The following is a 15,051-nucleotide window of genomic DNA, read 5'->3' as shown; positions in this document are numbered from 1 at the left end:
CGCCGTCAGGGGGCGCCGTCAGGGGGTACAGGGGGTAAAGAAGTCGTTGTGCATGGCCTCCATGCACTGGTGGCCGGTGCCGGAGGGCGCCGTCGGGTCTGCCGCCGCTAGGCGCTCCTCCGTCTCCAGCGCCAACAGTTGACGGGCGGCATCGCAGGCCTGGCTGTCGGCGCAGGCATCGTCCTCGCCACAGACGCGGCGCACCAGCGCCCGGCAGCGCCCGGCAGCGCCCGCGGCGAGGCTCTCGCAGGCGGGAAAGCCGGGCTCGGCGAGGGCCAGGCGGCAGCGCTCAGCGCTCGCCGTGGGCGCATCAGCGCCCGCATCGAGGCCGCGTGTGAGGCCGAGCTCGCGGCGCTCGCGCTGGGCATCGGCACGCAGGCTGCGGGCCTGAAGGCAGGCGGCGCCGGTGTCGCAGGCATCGTCGAAGCCGCAGGTCTTGCGCACCAGCTGCGTGCACCAGCGCTCCGCATAGACAGGTGCCGGCGGCCCGCTTCCGCGCCAGGTGCGGTACATGTCCTCGGTGGGTACGGCGACGCCGTCGCGCACGGTCACCGTGGAGCCGTCCTCCAGCTGGTGCACGCCGTCCCAGAGCGGATGGGTGGCGCCGTCCTGTTGACGCACGGCGCGATGGGTACCCGGATCCACGACGATCTCGCCGCCGCGCTGAAGCGCGCCGCGCCAGGTCTGCGCATCGATTGCGGGGGCCGCCAGCAGCAGCGCGCAGAGGCACAGCCGAGCGGCACGAGCAGCCGGCGGACGTGGACGTCTGAGCCTCTGCGCATTCCTGGCGACCATGTCTGGAGTCTAGTGCAGGCACGGCAGGCTGAGGCGCCGTCGGCGGCGGCAGCGCCGCGGCTGGTCGGGACACCGCCCGCCCTCAGCCACCGCCCTTGCACAGGCGCAGGCACTGCTCCAGGGTCTCGAAGGGCACATTGCCCTGGCAGCCGCCCCAGATGAACCGCTGGCAGCTGTCGGTCTTGTAGTCGTAGTAGTAGGCCGGCTTGGCGGCCCGGCAGGGGCCGGGGTCCGGCTTGGCGAGGCAGCTCACGTGCAGGCTGTCGGCGGACGCTTGGGGGCCATTGTCGGCGCCGCCGCCGCAGCCGGCGAGGAGCGCCAGCCCCGCCACGGACGCGAGCACCGTGACAGGCCGCAGGGATGCAACGGGGGCCGGCAACATGAGACAGCTCCGATGGTGGTGAGGATGATCACTCGTGCTGCGCCGCCGCGCTCGCTGACCCCGCTCCGCCCGCACTCCGTGCCCGGCGCACCGCGTCACCGGTGGGCGCGGTGCGCCACCAGTCGCGGTGGCGAAAGTCCGCGGCGCTCCGGGCCATGGCCCGATACTGCCCTGCCCGCAGAAAGCCCCAGCCCTTCACACGCGGGCCATGCAGGAAGAGCGTCCAGGCCGGCACATCGCCGCGCAGCACCACGCGATGATAGTCCGTACCGCGCAGCAGGTTGATCCGGCCGGGCCGGATATGGCGGGTGCTGATCGGCGGCTCCGCCGGGGGCGGATCGGCCGTGGGGGAATCGGCAGCCGCAGCCGCCGGCGGGCGCTGGAAGCGCTGCTCGTCATAGCCCCCCGTCAGCACCAGGCTCAGGGCGCGGCTCCAGGGATGGTCGTGCAGGCCGCGGTCCGGGTCCGAGTCGACGAAGCGGTGCAGATAGGCATGCCAGCCCAGCAGGCCGGCGAGGTAGTAGCGCTCGAGATAGGGCTCGCCCTGCTCGCCGTCGATGATGCGGCAGGGCAGGCGGTCGGCGAGGCGGCGGAGCAGGCGTTCGACGATGGACACGGCAGGGCTCTGGAGCTGGTCACGGCAACAGCGCAGAGCCTATCAATCACCGGGCTCAGGAGGCGAGTCCGCGACGGGAGCGGGAGCTGTCTGCGTGAGCCAGACCACCTGGTGCGGGGCGAGCTCCAGCCGGGTCGCGAGTGCCGCGCCCGGCGCATCCCAGGCGCTGATGAGCTCGCGCCAGTGCGCGCGCTGCCAGTGCCGATCAAGCCGGCTCAGGGCGCAGCCGACCTTGCGGCCGGTGAGGTTCGCGAGCATCCACAGGCGCTGGCCCGTGTGCGGGTCGTCCCGGCGCACACCGAACAGGCCCTTCGGCAGCTCCAGCACCTGCTGGGCGGCGTCCGGGTGGAAGGCGGGCTGCGCGGCGCGTACATGCAGCCGGCGCAGGTACTCGGGCAGCACCAGCGCCGCCTGATGACCGGAGGTCTCGCCCAGCATGCGGTCCAGCTCCGCGGCGGTCCACTTGCGGCGGTTGATGCTGCGCGCACGGCCGGTCTGCTCCACGGCCGCGAGGTCGTTGTCCGCACCGAGGAGGCTGTTGAAGTAGATCCCCGGGATGCCCTTGAGGCTCAGGGCGATGGTCTGGGAGCAGAGAAAGCGCCGGATGGAGGCATCGCGGTCGCCGGGCACGCCGACGGCGTCGAACCAGGTGATGTTGAGCTCGTAGGGTGTCGCCGAGCCGTCCGGATTGCTGCGCCGGCTCACCAGCCCGCCGCGCTGCTCCATGGCGGCCACCAGGGCGGCGAGCTCCGCCTCCGGCACCAGCCCCTCCAGCGGACGCACGCCGATGCCGTCGTGGGAGGCGGTGAAGTTGAAGAAGGTGCAGCCCGGCGGCGGCGGTGCCAGGTTGGCCGCCCAGGCGCTGAGACAGCCGGCGTCGCCCGTGTGCAGCGCGTGCAGCAGCAGCGGCGGCAGGCTGAACTGGTAGACCATGTGCGCTTCGTCCCCGGCGCCGAAGTAGCTGATGTTCTCGGCGTGCGGCACATTGGTTTCGCTCAGCAGCAGCACCCCCGGGGCGAGCATCTCCAGCAGGTCCCGCAGCAGCTTCACCAGCTCGTGCGTCTCCGGCAGGTGGATGCAGGGCGTGCCGATACGCTTCCAGAGATAGGCGATGGCATCGAGCCGGATGATCTGTGCGCCGTGGTGGACGTAGAGCAGCAGGATGTCCAGATACTCGAACAGGACATCCGGATTCGAGAAATCCACATCCAGCTGGTCGTGGCTGAAGGTGGCCCAGAGGTGGCGCTCGCCATAGGGGGTCTGCACGGCGCGCAGCAGCGGCGAGGTGCGCGGGCGGGTGACAGCGGACAGGTCGGTGCCCGGGTCCACCTCGATGAAGTAATGGCGCTCCGGGGCCATGCCGTTGCAGTAAGCGCGGAACCAATGGCTCTGCCCCGAGACATGGTTGATGACCAGGTCGGTGGCGAGGCGGTAGTCCTCGCTCAAGGCGTCGATGTCGTCCCAGGTGCCGAGCGCCGGGTCCACGGTGCGGTAGTCGATGACGGCAAACCCGTCGTCGGAGCTGGACGGGAAGAAGGGCAGCAGATGCAGCGCCGAGACCGCATCGCCCACACGCTCGTCCAGGAAGCTGCGCAGTGCAGCCAGCGGTGCGTCGGCGTCGCTGCGGACCATGTCGCCATAGGCGATGAGAACCGCATCGCGCTGGTCCCAGCCGCGGCAGCGCTCGCGCTGGGCGTCCGGCTGCAGGCAATGGCTGCCGACACCGTAGCGCCCCACCAGGAGCTCCAGGCGCTGCAGCAGCCGCGGCAGCTGCGCCTCCCCGTAGAGCCGCGCCAGGCGGCCGCGGATGCGCTCGAAGACGGCACGGTCCACCACGCGCATGGGCCTACTCCGTCAGGTTGCGGACGTTGTTGATCATGCTGCACAGGCTGTCGCGCAGCACCCGGTAGCTGAAAAAGCGGCTCGCCACGCGGTAGTTGTGCTCGGTGAGGGCTTGCCGGTAGTCGGTGTCCTCGATGATGCGCCGGCACTCCTCCACCACGGCCCGATCCACCACGCCGTCGATGGTGGGGAGCCGAAAGCCCTTGGGCTCGATATCGCGCTGGTAGACCGAGTAGCGCCCCACCACCAGCGGCGTGCGAAAGTAGACGGACTCCAGCAATGCGTTGCCGAACCCCTCGTAGAGGCTCGGGAAGGTGACGAAGTCCGCGTGCGGGTAAAGATCACTGAGCACATAGACCTTCTGGCCCTCCTGGTTCAGCTGGCGGCGGTCGGCCATGCGCTCGCCGAAGAATTTGAGTGAAACACCCTCGTCCCGGGCGAGCTGCTGGAGCTGGCGGCCGTACTCGAGGCCCTCGTCACCGCTGTCGTGTGACACCACCAGATGCGCGCGCGGCAGCTTCATGCGGCGGATGAGGTGGATGGCATGCTCGATGCCCTTACGCGGCACAACGCGCGTGGGCTGAAGGATCAGCAGATCGTCGTCCAGCAGACCCAGGGCGTGGCGGACGTCGGCAGCATAGGCGTCGGGCTCCCCCGGCGGATTCTCGAAGTCGAAGACGTTGGGCACCAGCATGCTGGGCAGGCCCTTGCGCCAGGCGATCTCCTCCCGCGCTGCCTGATTGATGACCACGTGCTGAAGGTGCGGCACCCGCGGCGGGAAGGCCATCTCCAGGTAGTCGTCCACCGCCGAGATCTGAAAGCGCTGGCGCTCCCACATGAAATCGTGGTGATGGGCGATGGCCGGCATACCCGTCTCCAGCAGAAACTCGGTGACGGCCACCCCGAGCGGCACGTGCATGGGGATGGTCAGCGCATTCTCGATGATCAGGATGTCGAGATCGAAGCGGGCGCGGAACTCGTAGAGGGTGGACTTGAGATACTCCGCCAGCTCACGGATGCGCCGGCTCGCATCCGCAGAGCGGCGCGTGCGGCCCCAGAGCTGGTTGTTGATCCAGGCGTTTTCGGCGTGGTCGAAGAAGGCCTCCGGCACGCACAGGCTCACCGCCGGATCGCGGTCCAGCACGCCGGCGTACCAGTAGCTCACATGACCGCTGAGCCAGAGGACCTCGGCCCATTTGGCGGCCTCCAGCGAGACGCCGTCGGTGCCGGCGAAGCGGGTGGAGACGAAGCCGATGTTCTCGGGTTGCTTCATGGGGATGACACATGCTGGCTGGCGCGCTCGCCGGCGCTGCCCAAGGCCGGCGCCCGGCGCCTATAATGCCGCCGCAGCCTGCCGGCGGGAATACACCTGCGGCAACGCCGATCGATGCCGCGGCGGCGGCGCCATGGCCTTCGGGTCATACGCCCCCGGCCGGATGCTGGCGGCCGGGCGCTGGCGGAGCGCAGATGCGTTGGCACAGCGCAGCGACCGCCGGGCATGCCATCGGCACCCGCGCCGCAGTCGGCCGCCGCAGTCGGCCGCCGCAGTCGGCCGCCGCAGTCCGCCGATAGACAAGCAGCTCCCGTGCCCATGGCGGGGCCCATGTGCGCCGTCCCGGCGGCAGGCGGTGTGGCACTCTGAATCGCCAACTGCGGCGCACGCGCAGCAGGCAGGGAGCACTCAAGCCTCAGCCAAGGCAGCGAGCCAGCCATGCGCGTCTGCATCGTCCACTACCATCTCCAGACCGGCGGCGTTACCCGGGTCATCCAGCACGCCTGCACCGCCCTGCTCGCACGCGGCGCCAAGGTGGCGGTGCTGAGCGGCGAGGCGCCCCAGGCAGCGCTGCCGGCGGGCACGCGCGTCCAGGTGCTGGCGGGCCTGGCCTACGAGGAGCGCCGCGCCGCGCAGTCGCCCGATGCGCTCGCGGCGGCCATGGTGCAGGCCGCACGGGAGGCCTTGGGCGACCTGCCCGACATCTGGCATGTGCATAACCACAGCCTCGGCAAGAACACGGCGGTGCCGGGCACGGTGCTGCGGCTCGCCCGGGGCGGGCACCGGCTGCTGCTGCAGCCGCACGACTTCGCCGAGGATGGCCGTCCCATGCTCTACGGGCGCCTGCGTCGGGTACTCGCGGACGGCGATATCGGACGGCTGTCAGCCCTGCTCTACCCGCTGGCACCACAGATCCACTACGCGGCGCTGAACCGCCGCGACCAGGACTTTCTCGCCGCCGCCGGCGTCCCGCAGACCCAGCTCCACGCCCTTCCCAATGCCGTCGCGGTGGGCACGACGCCCGATTCCGGGTCGGCTGAGCCCGCGCATGCACAACAACGGCGCGCTGCCGGCCGACGCCTCTGGCTCTATCCGACCCGCGCCATCCGCCGCAAGAACCTGGGCGAGCTCCTGCTGTGGGCGGCGGTGGCGGGAGAGGAGGACCACTTCGCCGCCACCCAGGCGCCACAGAACCCCCAGGAGCTGCCGCGCTATCAGCGCTGGGTGGCACTGGCCGCAGAGCTTGGACTGCCGATGGCGTTCGGGGTCGGCGCCGGTGACCGGCCGTTTCCCGCGCTCGTCGCCGAGAGTCATGCGCTGGTGACCACCAGCATCGCCGAGGGCTTCGGGCTCGCCTTCCTGGAGCCCTGGCTGCTGGGCCGCCCCCTGGCGGGCCGCGACCTGCCCGAGATCACGGCCGACTTCACTGCGGCCGGCGTGCGTTTGCCCGCCCTCTACCCGCAACTCCGGGTGCCCCTGGACTGGCTCGACCTGACCCGCCTGCGCGCCGCTTACGCCACCGCGGCAACCGAGCGCGCCGCCGCCTACGGCCGCCCGGCCGGGGATGCCGCCGAGCGCGCCTGGGCGCATGCGGTACAGGATCGGCGCATCGACTTCGGCCGTCTGGACGAGCCGGCCCAGGAGACGGTGATCCGCCACCTGCACGCAGACCCCGGCGCCCGCGCTGAGCTCCGCCCCCGGTCGCTCAGAGTCGCCGCAGACCCGGACCTCATCAACGCCAATCGCAGCGCCATTGCCGCGCAGTACTCCGTGCCGGGCTATGGAGCGCGGCTCGAAGCCATCTACGCCGCCGTGGCCGCAGCCGAGCCTTCGCCCCACTTCAGCGCCGCAGACGGCAGCGCCCTCCTGGCGCGCTTTCTGGCCCCGGAGCGGCTCTGGCTGCTGCGCAGCTGAGCACCCCCGCACACATCCCAGCCGCCATCGACCACCCCAAGCCATGCGCACAGACGCCGACCCAGCACTCATTGCACGCATTCGCGCGCTCACGGCGCCGCTCGCGCCGCAGCCGACCGCGACCACGCCCCGCACCGACCCGGTGCCCGAGGTCCGCGCGGTGCTCTTCGATGTCTACGGGACGCTGGTGATCTCGGGCTGCGGCGACATCGGCATCGGCGCCGCGAACAGCCCACAGTGCGCCTTCACCGAGGCCTGGTCCGCCGTCGGACTCGACCTGGCCGCCCTGCCCCGGGACTTCGACGGACCAGCGGCACTGCGGGCGCGCATCCAGGCGGACCACGCACAGCGCCGCGCCATGGGCGTCGATCATCCGGAGGTGGACATCGTCACCCTGTGGCAAGCCCTGCTTGGGGGTTTGGGGGTCGCGGTGGACGAGACCCTGGCGCGGCGCGTCGCCCTGGAGTACGAGCTTCGCACCAACCCGGTCTGGCCCATGCCCGGGCTCGCGGACGTGATCCGCACCCTCGCCGGCCGCGGCCTGGTGCTCGGCATCGTCTCCAATGCCCAGTTCTACACCCCGCTGATGCTGCACGCCTTCCTCGGACGGCCCCTGGAGGACGCCGGCTTCGATCCGCGCTGCTGCGCCTTCTCGTATCGGCAGGGCGTGGCGAAGCCGTCCATTGCCGTCTACGAGCCCGCGCTCGGCGCGCTTCGGCAACACCACGGTATCGCACCGACGGCGGTGCTCTACCTCGGTAACGATATGCGCAACGACGTCCACCCAGCGCAGCAGCTCGGCTGCCGGACGGCACTCTTCGCCGGCGATGCGCGCTCACTGCGCCTGCGCGAGGACGACCCGGACCTGCGCAGGGTGGCGCCGGACCGTGTCATCACCGATCTTCGGCAGCTCACGTCGGACCTGCTGCCACCAGGCTGAACGGTGCCCGTCGGCGGTCAGCGCAGCGCCGTCGCGGTCGGCTGCTTCCAGGTGTAGACGGCCGTGACTGCATAGTTCCAGACGGCACCGACCAGGATGCCCGCGGTGGCGGAGACCACCCACCAGACGCCCCCCGACGGGGTGGCATGGAACAGATAAGTCGCAATGCCGACATTGGCCACCGCCCCCACCGAGCAGGCCAATGTGAATGAGAGCCAGCCGCGCAGCAGCCCCCAGCCGCGCAGGCGCCGGTCGCGGTAAGTGAAGAAGTTGTTCAGGAAGAAATTGAAGGTCATGGCCACCAGGGTCGCAGCGGTCTGACCCAAGACGAAGGTGGTGCCGAGCATCCGGAACATCGCCCACAGCACCCCCATGTGCACGAAGACGCCGAGCCCGCCGATGAACGCAAAGGGGATGAAGCGGGTGGGGATGTAACGGCCGATGGTCTTGTCCACCAGCATGAGGATGTACTCGGTGGCGACCATCGAGTCGAGCTTGCTGTCGCCGGCCACGCGCACGCCGAAGGTGTAGGGCAGCTCCTTGAACCGCAGCGGACGACGCGCACTGATGAAGATGTCGAGCAGGATCTTGAAGCCGATGCCGGAGAGCTCGCGCACCACCTCGTCGATGAGCGCCCTCCTGAGCATGAAGAAACCGCTCATGGGGTCTTTGAGGTCGGCCTTCAGCACCAGGTGCGACAGCCGGGTGGCCACGCGGCTCGCCAGCTGGCGGTCCTCGGCCCAGACCCCCAGGCTGCCGCCGGCGACGTGGCGGCTGCCGACGACGATGTCGAGGGGCGCCTCCCGCAGCGTGCGGAGCATCTCCGGCAACAGCGCCGCGTCGTGCTGGAGGTCGGCGTCCATGACGGCGACATAGGGCGCCGTGGTGGCCAGCATGCCCTCGATGCAGGCGCCGGAGAGCCCGCGCCGCCCCACCCGGTGCAACAGACGCACGCGGGCGTCCCGGGCGGCCAGCTCGCGCACCACCCCGGCGGTGCCGTCCGGCGAATCGTCATCGACGAATACGACCTCCCAGGACAGACCGGCGAGGGCCTGCTCGAGGCGGCTGACGACCTGGGCGACGTTCGCGGACTCGTTGAAGGTCGGCACGACGACGGCGAGCTGCGCCGCCGTGCTCATGGCGCTGCCTCAGGAGCGCACAGCGACGGGCACCGCTGCGTGACGCCGCCCGGCACCCGCGCCGGAACACGGGCACCAGAACCCTGCCGCCGGCGAGCCATGCGCCCGGCGCCCATCAAAGCCGGTCGTACCATTGGCGCCCCAGAGCCCAGGCCTCTTTGGGGGTCGGTAGATTGCGCCGCACTGGGGCGCCCGCAGCCGCCGGCGTTCGGGCCGCCGCAGGTGCCGGCAGCGGGGGGCCGGGCGGTGTCGGCCTCGCCAGGGGTGGCGTCGGTGCCGGGCGCGGTGCCGTTGCCTCGCCCACGGCAGCTGTCTCATGCTGCTTCAGCACGGTCGTCATGCCGACGACAATGCTGACCAAGGCATAATAGAAATTGAAATAGGCGAGACCCAGGAACAGTCCGCTCACGGCATAACCCACCAGGCTCACCTGAATCATGCGCGCGAGCATGTTCATCCAGTCCAGCTCCGGAATACTGCGGGTCCTGCGGATGATCCGGCCACAGGCCATGAGGCTGAACAGCCCGATCAGCAGGAACAGCGCCAGACCGATGAAACCGTGCTCCCCCAAGGTCTCGAAGTAGATGCTGTGGGCATCGGTTCCACGCGCACCCACCTCCGGCAGATACATCAGGTAGGCGCCGGGCTTGAAAGTCTCGTAACCACCGCCGAGCGGCCGGTCCATGGCCATGTTGAAGGCCATTTCCCAGGCCTTGATTCGGCCCTGGGCCGATGAGTCTTCTTCGTATTCAGTGATGGTGGCCATGCGCTCATGCCAGGTGTCCGGCATGAAGCTGAAGACGACCAGGCCAAGCACGGCACCGAGCAGCAGATAGAGGACTTTGTTCTTGCTCTTCCATGCCAAATAGATGCCCATCGCCGTGATGCCGAGAAAAGCACCCCGCGATTGGGTCCCGAACACGGCAAAGACGCAAAGGATGGTGCCGGCGAGAAGTGCGAGCTTGACCAGGCGATACTCGACGATGTAGTGGAGAAATACCAAGAGCGGTATGGTCATGATCAGGGCCAGACCGATCTCGTTGTTGCCGCCGATGAAGCTGCCGGCCGGCCCCCACACCCGGTATCCACCGCCGGTGAGAATCGTGAAAAGACCACCCTTGAAGCCATAATAGCCGATGGACAGCGTCGCGACGACGGTGAGCGCAATGATGCGCTCCCTGGAGTTCAGCACCATGATGGCGACGAAGGTCGTCAGCATAATCTTCCACACCTTGTCCCACTGCCACCAGGCCAGGGTTGGGTACAGGCTGAAGATAGTCGTGAGCAGCATCCAGAACCAGAACAGGCCTAGGGTGACCGTAATCGGTGTCACCGGAATGCGCTTGGGCTCACGCTGGGCGATCAGCAGGCTGCTCAACATCGCCAGGGCGATGATCTGGGCGAAGGGCTGGTTGGTCAGCGTCCAGCTGATGCGGTGCGGATTCATCAACGACAGCCAGTTCCATACCAGCACGCCGACGAAGGGCTTCATATAAATGAATGGGATCGATCCGTAGATCGTCACCAGCAGGACGATATCCCGCAATCCCATGGCTCACGCCTGCTCTGTGATCTGGGTGGTGGGAGCGCCGACGGGCGCCGGTACCTGGCTGACCACATAGCGGTACTTCCCGGAGCGCTCGCGTGGGATTGCCGCCAGCTGCTCGATGCTGATGTCCACACCGGCGCCCAGGCGACGGCGGAACTGGGCGGCGATTTCGGCGCGGGTCGCAGCCGGCAAGGTTGTGGCCGCCGTCACGAGCACCCGCGTGCGCGCCAGCGACTCCTGCACGATCTTGAATTGGTCGATGACGGGCATGTCGCGCAGCACATAGATCAGTGCCAGGCCGTGCATCACCGTCCCATCTGCGGCGACGATGAAGTCTGTCGTGCGGCCTTCGAGCCGTCCGAGCACCGGCAGACTCCGCCCGCACGGACAGGGCTCGGGGTCCAGCGCGCCGACGTCCCCCGTGCGGTAGCGGATGAACGGGAAATCCGCGGTGGCGAGGTGGGTGACGACGATCTCGCCCGTCTGCCCGGCCGGCAGGGGGCGGCCGCTGGCGTCGAGAATCTCGACGATGATGTCCTCGGCGGTGATGTGCAGACGACCCTGCGGGCAGGCATGGGCGATGAAGCCGGCGTCACGTCCGCCATAGCCGTTGGCCACGGGGCAGCCGAACACGCGCTCGATGGTCTCGCGCTGATGCTCGTACAGCCGCTCTGAGGTCACGAAAGCGACGCGGGTACCCAATTGGTCGAGCCGGACGCCGGACTGCTCGGCGTGTGCCGCGATCAACGCCAAAGAGGACGGATAGCCGAAGAGCATGCGCGGGCGGAAGCGGCGAATTCCGTCGATGAACCGCGCCAGATTCCGGGGCGAGAGCTCGAAGGCTGGAAGCAGGCGGGTGCGCAAGAGCGCATCGCGCAGGACGCGCACCCGGTCTTGGGCACCGAGCTCGATGGGAGAGCCCCAGACGACGATCTCCCGGTCGCCGATGTCCACTCCCCACCAGCGCGTCGCCCGCCATTTGGCGGCGACGTCATGGGCAACGCGCTCCTTGCCGATGTAGAACACCAGGGGCTCGCCCGAGGAGCCGCCGGTGTTGAAGCGGGCAAGCCCTGTGGCATCCCGCGCCTTGAGGTCGTCGGTGTGGGCGCGAATGCTCGGCTTGTCCAACAGCGGCAGGCGCCGCAGGCCATCCAAGTCCTGCACATCGGCGGGCGTGAGGCCATGATGCTCGAACAGTCGCCGGACGTACGGCACCCGCGCGTAAGCGTCGGTCATGAAGCGAGCCAGACGCTGGCACTGGTACTCGGCGAGGTCGTCCGGCGCAAGCCACTGGGTCCGCTCCAGCTCGCGTCGGGCGGCGACGGTTCGGTGGCCCTTGGCGAGCTCGTGCAGCGGAAACAGGACGCCGCTCGCAAAGCGGGTATAGAGATCCCGCATCAGCGTACCGGCTCGCCCTGGGTCAGGTCCGCCACCGCTGCCGCTGTCGTGCCGAGCACGCGGGCGTAGACGTCCCGGTAGCGGGCCACGCTGCGCGCCCAGGTGCGCTCCTCCTCGACGAAGCGCCGACCCGCGTCTCGCTGCGCAGGCCAGGCGCTGCGATCCGCCAACAGCGCCGCCGCTGCCGCGGCGAGGGCGTCCGGGTCGCCGGCCGCGAACAGCCGGCCGTTGCTGCCGTCGCGGATCAATTCCCGGTGCCCGCCCACATCGGATGCGAGCACCAGCTTACCCTGTGCCATGGCCTCCAGCGGCTTCAGGGGCGTCACCAGCTCCGTGAGCCGCATGGACCGGCGCGGGTAGACCAGGATGTCCACGAGACTGTACCAGCGGTGTACTTCGTCATGGGGCACGCGGCCGGTGAAGTGCACCCGGTCGCTGACACCGAGCTCCGAGGCCAGCGCGCGCAGGCGGGCATCCTGGGGGCCGCCGCCCACCAGGAGCAGGTGTGGCGCGGCGCCGGACAACGCGTCCATCTTGAGACGGGCCATGGCGGTGACGGCGAGCTCCAGGCCTTCGTAGGCGTAGAAGGACCCGATGAACCCCAGCACCGGCGCATCACCAAGGCCGAGCCGCGCCGCCAGGGCTTGGTCCCGCGGCACCCCGAAGACGAAGCGCTCCGCGTCCACGGCATTGGGGATCACGGTGAGCTTCTCCGCGGCGATGCCGCGGGCGGCGATGTCGGCGCGCAGACCGTCGCAGATGCAGGTCACGGCATCGGCGCGACGGAACACCCGCGTCTCCAGGGCGCGCGTGAGCCGATATCGCGGTCCGCCCGCACGGCTGGTGCCGTGATCAGCGGCGGCATCCTCCCAGAACGCGCGGCATTCGTAGACCACCGGCAGGCCCCGGCGGCGGCCGACCTCGAGCGCCGCGAGGCCGTTCAACGCCGGTGAATGGGCGTGCAGCAGGTCCGGCTGCTCCGCTGCCACCGCGGCATCGAGGCGTTGCGCCAGGTCCGCGATGATGCGCCATTGGTTGACCACAGGCAGCCTGCCCGGCAGGCCCGCCGGCGGCGGCGTTCGGTAAAACCGCAGTCCGTCGATGGTCTCCACGGCCGCCGCGGTCGTGCCCTGCTTGCCGGAGGTGATCTGCACCGTCTCCCAGCCGAGCGCTGCCTGTTGTCGCAGGATGGCGCGGGTGCGGAAGGTGTAACCGCTGTGCAGCGGGATGGAATGGTCGAGGATGTGCAGAATCTTCATGCTCAGGCGGCCTCGGCCCGGGCCGGTGCGGTGGTGCTCTCACGCCGCAGAAAGGCCTCGAACATCAAAAGGCTCCAAAGTGCGGCACTGTGATCACGGCGCCCGGTGTCGTGGGTGTCCAGCAGCTCGGCGAGGAAGCCGTGGTCGAAGAGCCCGGCATCGGCGAGACGGGGCCCGAGCAGGGCGCTTCGCACACGCTCGCGCAGCGGCCCCCGAAACCAATCCGCCAGCGGCACCGCAAAGCCCATCTTGGGCCGATACAGCAGCTCCTGCGGCAAATGCGCCCGCAACGCGGCCTTGAACAGGTGCTTGCCCTCACCGCCGCTCAGCTTGAGCTCCGGCGGCAGCCCCGACATCCATTCCACCAGCTCGTGGTCGAGCAGGGGTACCCGCACCTCCAGTGCGTGCGCCATGCTGGCGCGGTCCACCTTGGTGAGGATGTCGTCCACAAGGTAGGTCTTCATGTCGAGATACTGCACCAGCGACAATGGATGATCCGTTGGGCTCGCGGCGGCATGACGGTGCAGCACCTCCACGGCGCGATAGCCCTGGAGCCGGCGCTTGAAGGCGGGACTGTAAAGGCGCTCGCGCAGATTGTCATCGAGCACGGCGATGATATTGAAGTAACCGCTCACCGCATCCCGGGCCATGGCCTGGAAGGTCGCCTTCGCGCGCAGAAAGCGCGGTGCGCCGTAGAGCGGCGGGTAGGCGTGCCCGAGCGCCCCGAACAGACGCCGGCGTGCCCCGAGCGGCAGCAGGCGGCGCAGGCGCTGCTCGTCCAGATGCCACTGATAGCGCTTGTAGCCGGCAAGATTCTCATCCCCACCGTCGCCGGACAGGGCCACGGTCACCTGCCGCCGGGCGAGGGCACACACCAGATAGGTGGGCAGCGCCGAGCTGTCGGCATAGGGCTCGTCGTAGAGCGCGGCCAGGGTATCCAGCAGATCGAAACGCTCGGGGTCGAGCCGCTCGGTTCGGTGGGCGGTGGCATAACGGTGCGCCACCTGCTCGGCATAGCGTGACTCGTTGAAGGCCGGATCACCGAAGGAGATGGCACAGGTGTTGACGGGCCCGCCGCCGTCGGTATCCATGATCTGCGCCATCATCGCCACGACGGCACTCGAATCGACACCGCCGGACAGGAAGGCGCCCAAGGGCACTTCGGCAATGAGCCGCAGGCGCACCGCCTCGCGCAGGCGGGCGAGGAGCTCCTCGCCGGCGGCGGCCGGATCGGACGTCGCCACGGGCGCGAAGGGTACGTCCCACCAACGTCGTGGCTGCGGGCGCGGAGCGCCGCGACGCACCGTCAGGTGATGCCCCGCCGGCAGCTTCTGGACGCAGGCAAAGATGGTCCGGGGCTCGGGCACATAGCCGAAGGCGAAGTAGTCCTCCACCGCCTGTGGCGCAATGCGCCGCGGCAGCGCCGGGTGTTGCTGCAATGCCTTCAGCTCGGAGCCCAGCACGAGGCTGCCGTCGTCGAGCCAGGCGTAATGCAGCGGCTTGATGCCGAGACGATCACGCGCCAGAAACAGCGTCTGCTGCGGGCGGTCCCAGAGGGCGAAGGCGAACATGCCGCGAAACCGCTCCACACAGCCCTCACCCCACTCCTCCCAGGCGTGGACGATGACCTCTGTGTCGCTGTGGGTTCGAAAGCGGTGGCCTTTGGCGGCGAGCTCGGCGGCCAGCGGCTGAAAGTTGTAGATCTCGCCGTTGTAGACGACGACGACGCTGTCGTCCTCGTTGTACAGCGGCTGCTGCCCGCCGGAGAGGTCGATGATGGAGAGCCGGCGGTGGCCGAGGCCGAGGCCGGGCTCCAGATGCAGGCCGTGCTGGTCCGGTCCCCGGTGGGACTGCGCATCGTTCATGCGCCGCAACAGCTCCGGCGACACCGGCGCGCTGGGCTCCGCGCAGAAAATGCCCGTGATGCCGCACATGACCGGTTGC

The 15,051-nt window shown here is 69.4% G+C and carries 12 protein-coding genes; 2 read left to right on the top strand and 10 right to left on the bottom strand.

Going from position 1 to position 15,051, the window contains the following annotated elements; translation table 11 throughout:
- Positions 1-18: 18 nt before the first annotated feature.
- From QZ607_RS02800 to QZ607_RS02780, 5 genes are all read right to left on the bottom strand, one after another.
- A complete protein-coding gene (locus QZ607_RS02800) occupies positions 19-645 on the bottom strand; it encodes a hypothetical protein (RefSeq protein ID WP_295879420.1) in 627 nt (208 codons plus the stop codon).
- 232 nt (positions 646-877) lie between these two features.
- The gene (locus QZ607_RS02795) at positions 878-1,177 is read right to left on the bottom strand and encodes a BPTI/Kunitz-type proteinase inhibitor domain-containing protein (protein WP_295879417.1); all 300 of its coding nucleotides are present in this window, start codon (positions 1,175-1,177) and stop codon (positions 878-880) included.
- A 28-nt stretch (positions 1,178-1,205) separates the two neighbouring features.
- Positions 1,206-1,793, bottom strand: a complete 588-nt coding sequence (locus tag QZ607_RS02790; protein WP_295879416.1) for a hypothetical protein — start codon at positions 1,791-1,793, stop codon at positions 1,206-1,208.
- A gap of 42 nt (positions 1,794-1,835) precedes the next feature.
- Complete coding sequence (locus QZ607_RS02785; RefSeq protein WP_295879414.1) at positions 1,836-3,635, bottom strand: sugar phosphorylase; 1,800 nt, start codon at positions 3,633-3,635, stop codon at positions 1,836-1,838.
- A gap of 4 nt (positions 3,636-3,639) precedes the next feature.
- On the bottom strand, positions 3,640-4,908 hold the full coding sequence (locus QZ607_RS02780) for a glycosyltransferase family 4 protein (RefSeq protein ID WP_295879412.1): 1,269 nt from the start codon (positions 4,906-4,908) through the stop codon (positions 3,640-3,642).
- A 438-nt stretch (positions 4,909-5,346) separates the two neighbouring features.
- Between QZ607_RS02780 and QZ607_RS02775 the strand changes: the two genes are divergently transcribed.
- Positions 5,347-6,822, top strand: a complete 1,476-nt coding sequence (locus QZ607_RS02775) for a hypothetical protein (protein WP_295879411.1) — start codon at positions 5,347-5,349, stop codon at positions 6,820-6,822.
- 43 nt (positions 6,823-6,865) lie between these two features.
- Positions 6,866-7,762, top strand: a complete 897-nt coding sequence (locus QZ607_RS02770; protein WP_295879409.1) for an HAD family hydrolase — start codon at positions 6,866-6,868, stop codon at positions 7,760-7,762.
- Positions 7,763-7,779: 17 nt separating this feature from the next.
- Here the strand turns inward: QZ607_RS02770 and QZ607_RS02765 are convergent, their stop codons facing one another.
- From QZ607_RS02765 to QZ607_RS02745, 5 genes are all read right to left on the bottom strand, one after another.
- Positions 7,780-8,901 carry a glycosyltransferase family 2 protein gene (locus QZ607_RS02765; protein WP_295879406.1) on the bottom strand — a complete coding sequence of 374 codons (1,122 nt, stop codon included), beginning with the start codon at positions 8,899-8,901 and terminating at the stop codon, positions 7,780-7,782.
- A gap of 115 nt (positions 8,902-9,016) precedes the next feature.
- On the bottom strand, positions 9,017-10,453 hold the full coding sequence (locus tag QZ607_RS02760) for a putative O-glycosylation ligase, exosortase A system-associated (protein WP_295879401.1): 1,437 nt from the start codon (positions 10,451-10,453) through the stop codon (positions 9,017-9,019).
- Positions 10,454-10,456: 3 nt separating this feature from the next.
- On the bottom strand, positions 10,457-11,848 hold the full coding sequence (locus QZ607_RS02755) for a phenylacetate--CoA ligase family protein (protein WP_295879398.1): 1,392 nt from the start codon (positions 11,846-11,848) through the stop codon (positions 10,457-10,459).
- Positions 11,848-13,107 (bottom strand): TIGR04063 family PEP-CTERM/XrtA system glycosyltransferase, encoded by a 1,260-nt coding sequence (locus QZ607_RS02750; protein WP_295879395.1) that lies wholly within the window; start codon positions 13,105-13,107, stop codon positions 11,848-11,850. Before QZ607_RS02750 ends, QZ607_RS02755 begins: the two co-directional genes overlap by 1 nt.
- 2 nt (positions 13,108-13,109) lie before the next feature.
- The gene (locus QZ607_RS02745; RefSeq protein WP_295879393.1) at positions 13,110-15,041 is read right to left on the bottom strand and encodes an XrtA/PEP-CTERM system amidotransferase; all 1,932 of its coding nucleotides are present in this window, start codon (positions 15,039-15,041) and stop codon (positions 13,110-13,112) included.
- Positions 15,042-15,051: the final 10 nt, after the last annotated feature.

It is taken from the genome of uncultured Thiohalocapsa sp. (assembly GCF_913063425.1).
GTDB lineage: Bacteria > Pseudomonadota > Gammaproteobacteria > Chromatiales > Chromatiaceae > Thiohalocapsa.
Note: the sequence above shows the minus strand (reverse complement) of the source record. Positions and strands in the feature narration are given on the sequence as shown.

Bases quoted from the DNA above. Each gene is read 5' to 3' on its own strand.
- QZ607_RS02795 (WP_295879417.1), bottom strand. From the start codon at position 1,177: ATGTTGCCGGCCCCCGTTGCATCCCTGCGGCCTGTCACGGTGCTCGCG.
- QZ607_RS02785 (WP_295879414.1), bottom strand. From the start codon at position 3,635: ATGCGCGTGGTGGACCGTGCCGTCTTCGAGCGCATCCGCGGCCGCCTG.
- QZ607_RS02780 (WP_295879412.1), bottom strand. From the start codon at position 4,908: ATGAAGCAACCCGAGAACATCGGCTTCGTCTCCACCCGCTTCGCCGGC.
- QZ607_RS02775 (WP_295879411.1), top strand. From the start codon at position 5,347: ATGCGCGTCTGCATCGTCCACTACCATCTCCAGACCGGCGGCGTTACC.
- QZ607_RS02770 (WP_295879409.1), top strand. From the start codon at position 6,866: ATGCGCACAGACGCCGACCCAGCACTCATTGCACGCATTCGCGCGCTC.
- QZ607_RS02765 (WP_295879406.1), bottom strand. From the start codon at position 8,901: ATGAGCACGGCGGCGCAGCTCGCCGTCGTCGTGCCGACCTTCAACGAG.
- QZ607_RS02760 (WP_295879401.1), bottom strand. From the start codon at position 10,453: ATGGGATTGCGGGATATCGTCCTGCTGGTGACGATCTACGGATCGATC.
- QZ607_RS02755 (WP_295879398.1), bottom strand. From the start codon at position 11,848: ATGCGGGATCTCTATACCCGCTTTGCGAGCGGCGTCCTGTTTCCGCTG.
- QZ607_RS02750 (WP_295879395.1), bottom strand. From the start codon at position 13,107: ATGAAGATTCTGCACATCCTCGACCATTCCATCCCGCTGCACAGCGGT.
- QZ607_RS02745 (WP_295879393.1), bottom strand. From the start codon at position 15,041: ATGTGCGGCATCACGGGCATTTTCTGCGCGGAGCCCAGCGCGCCGGTG.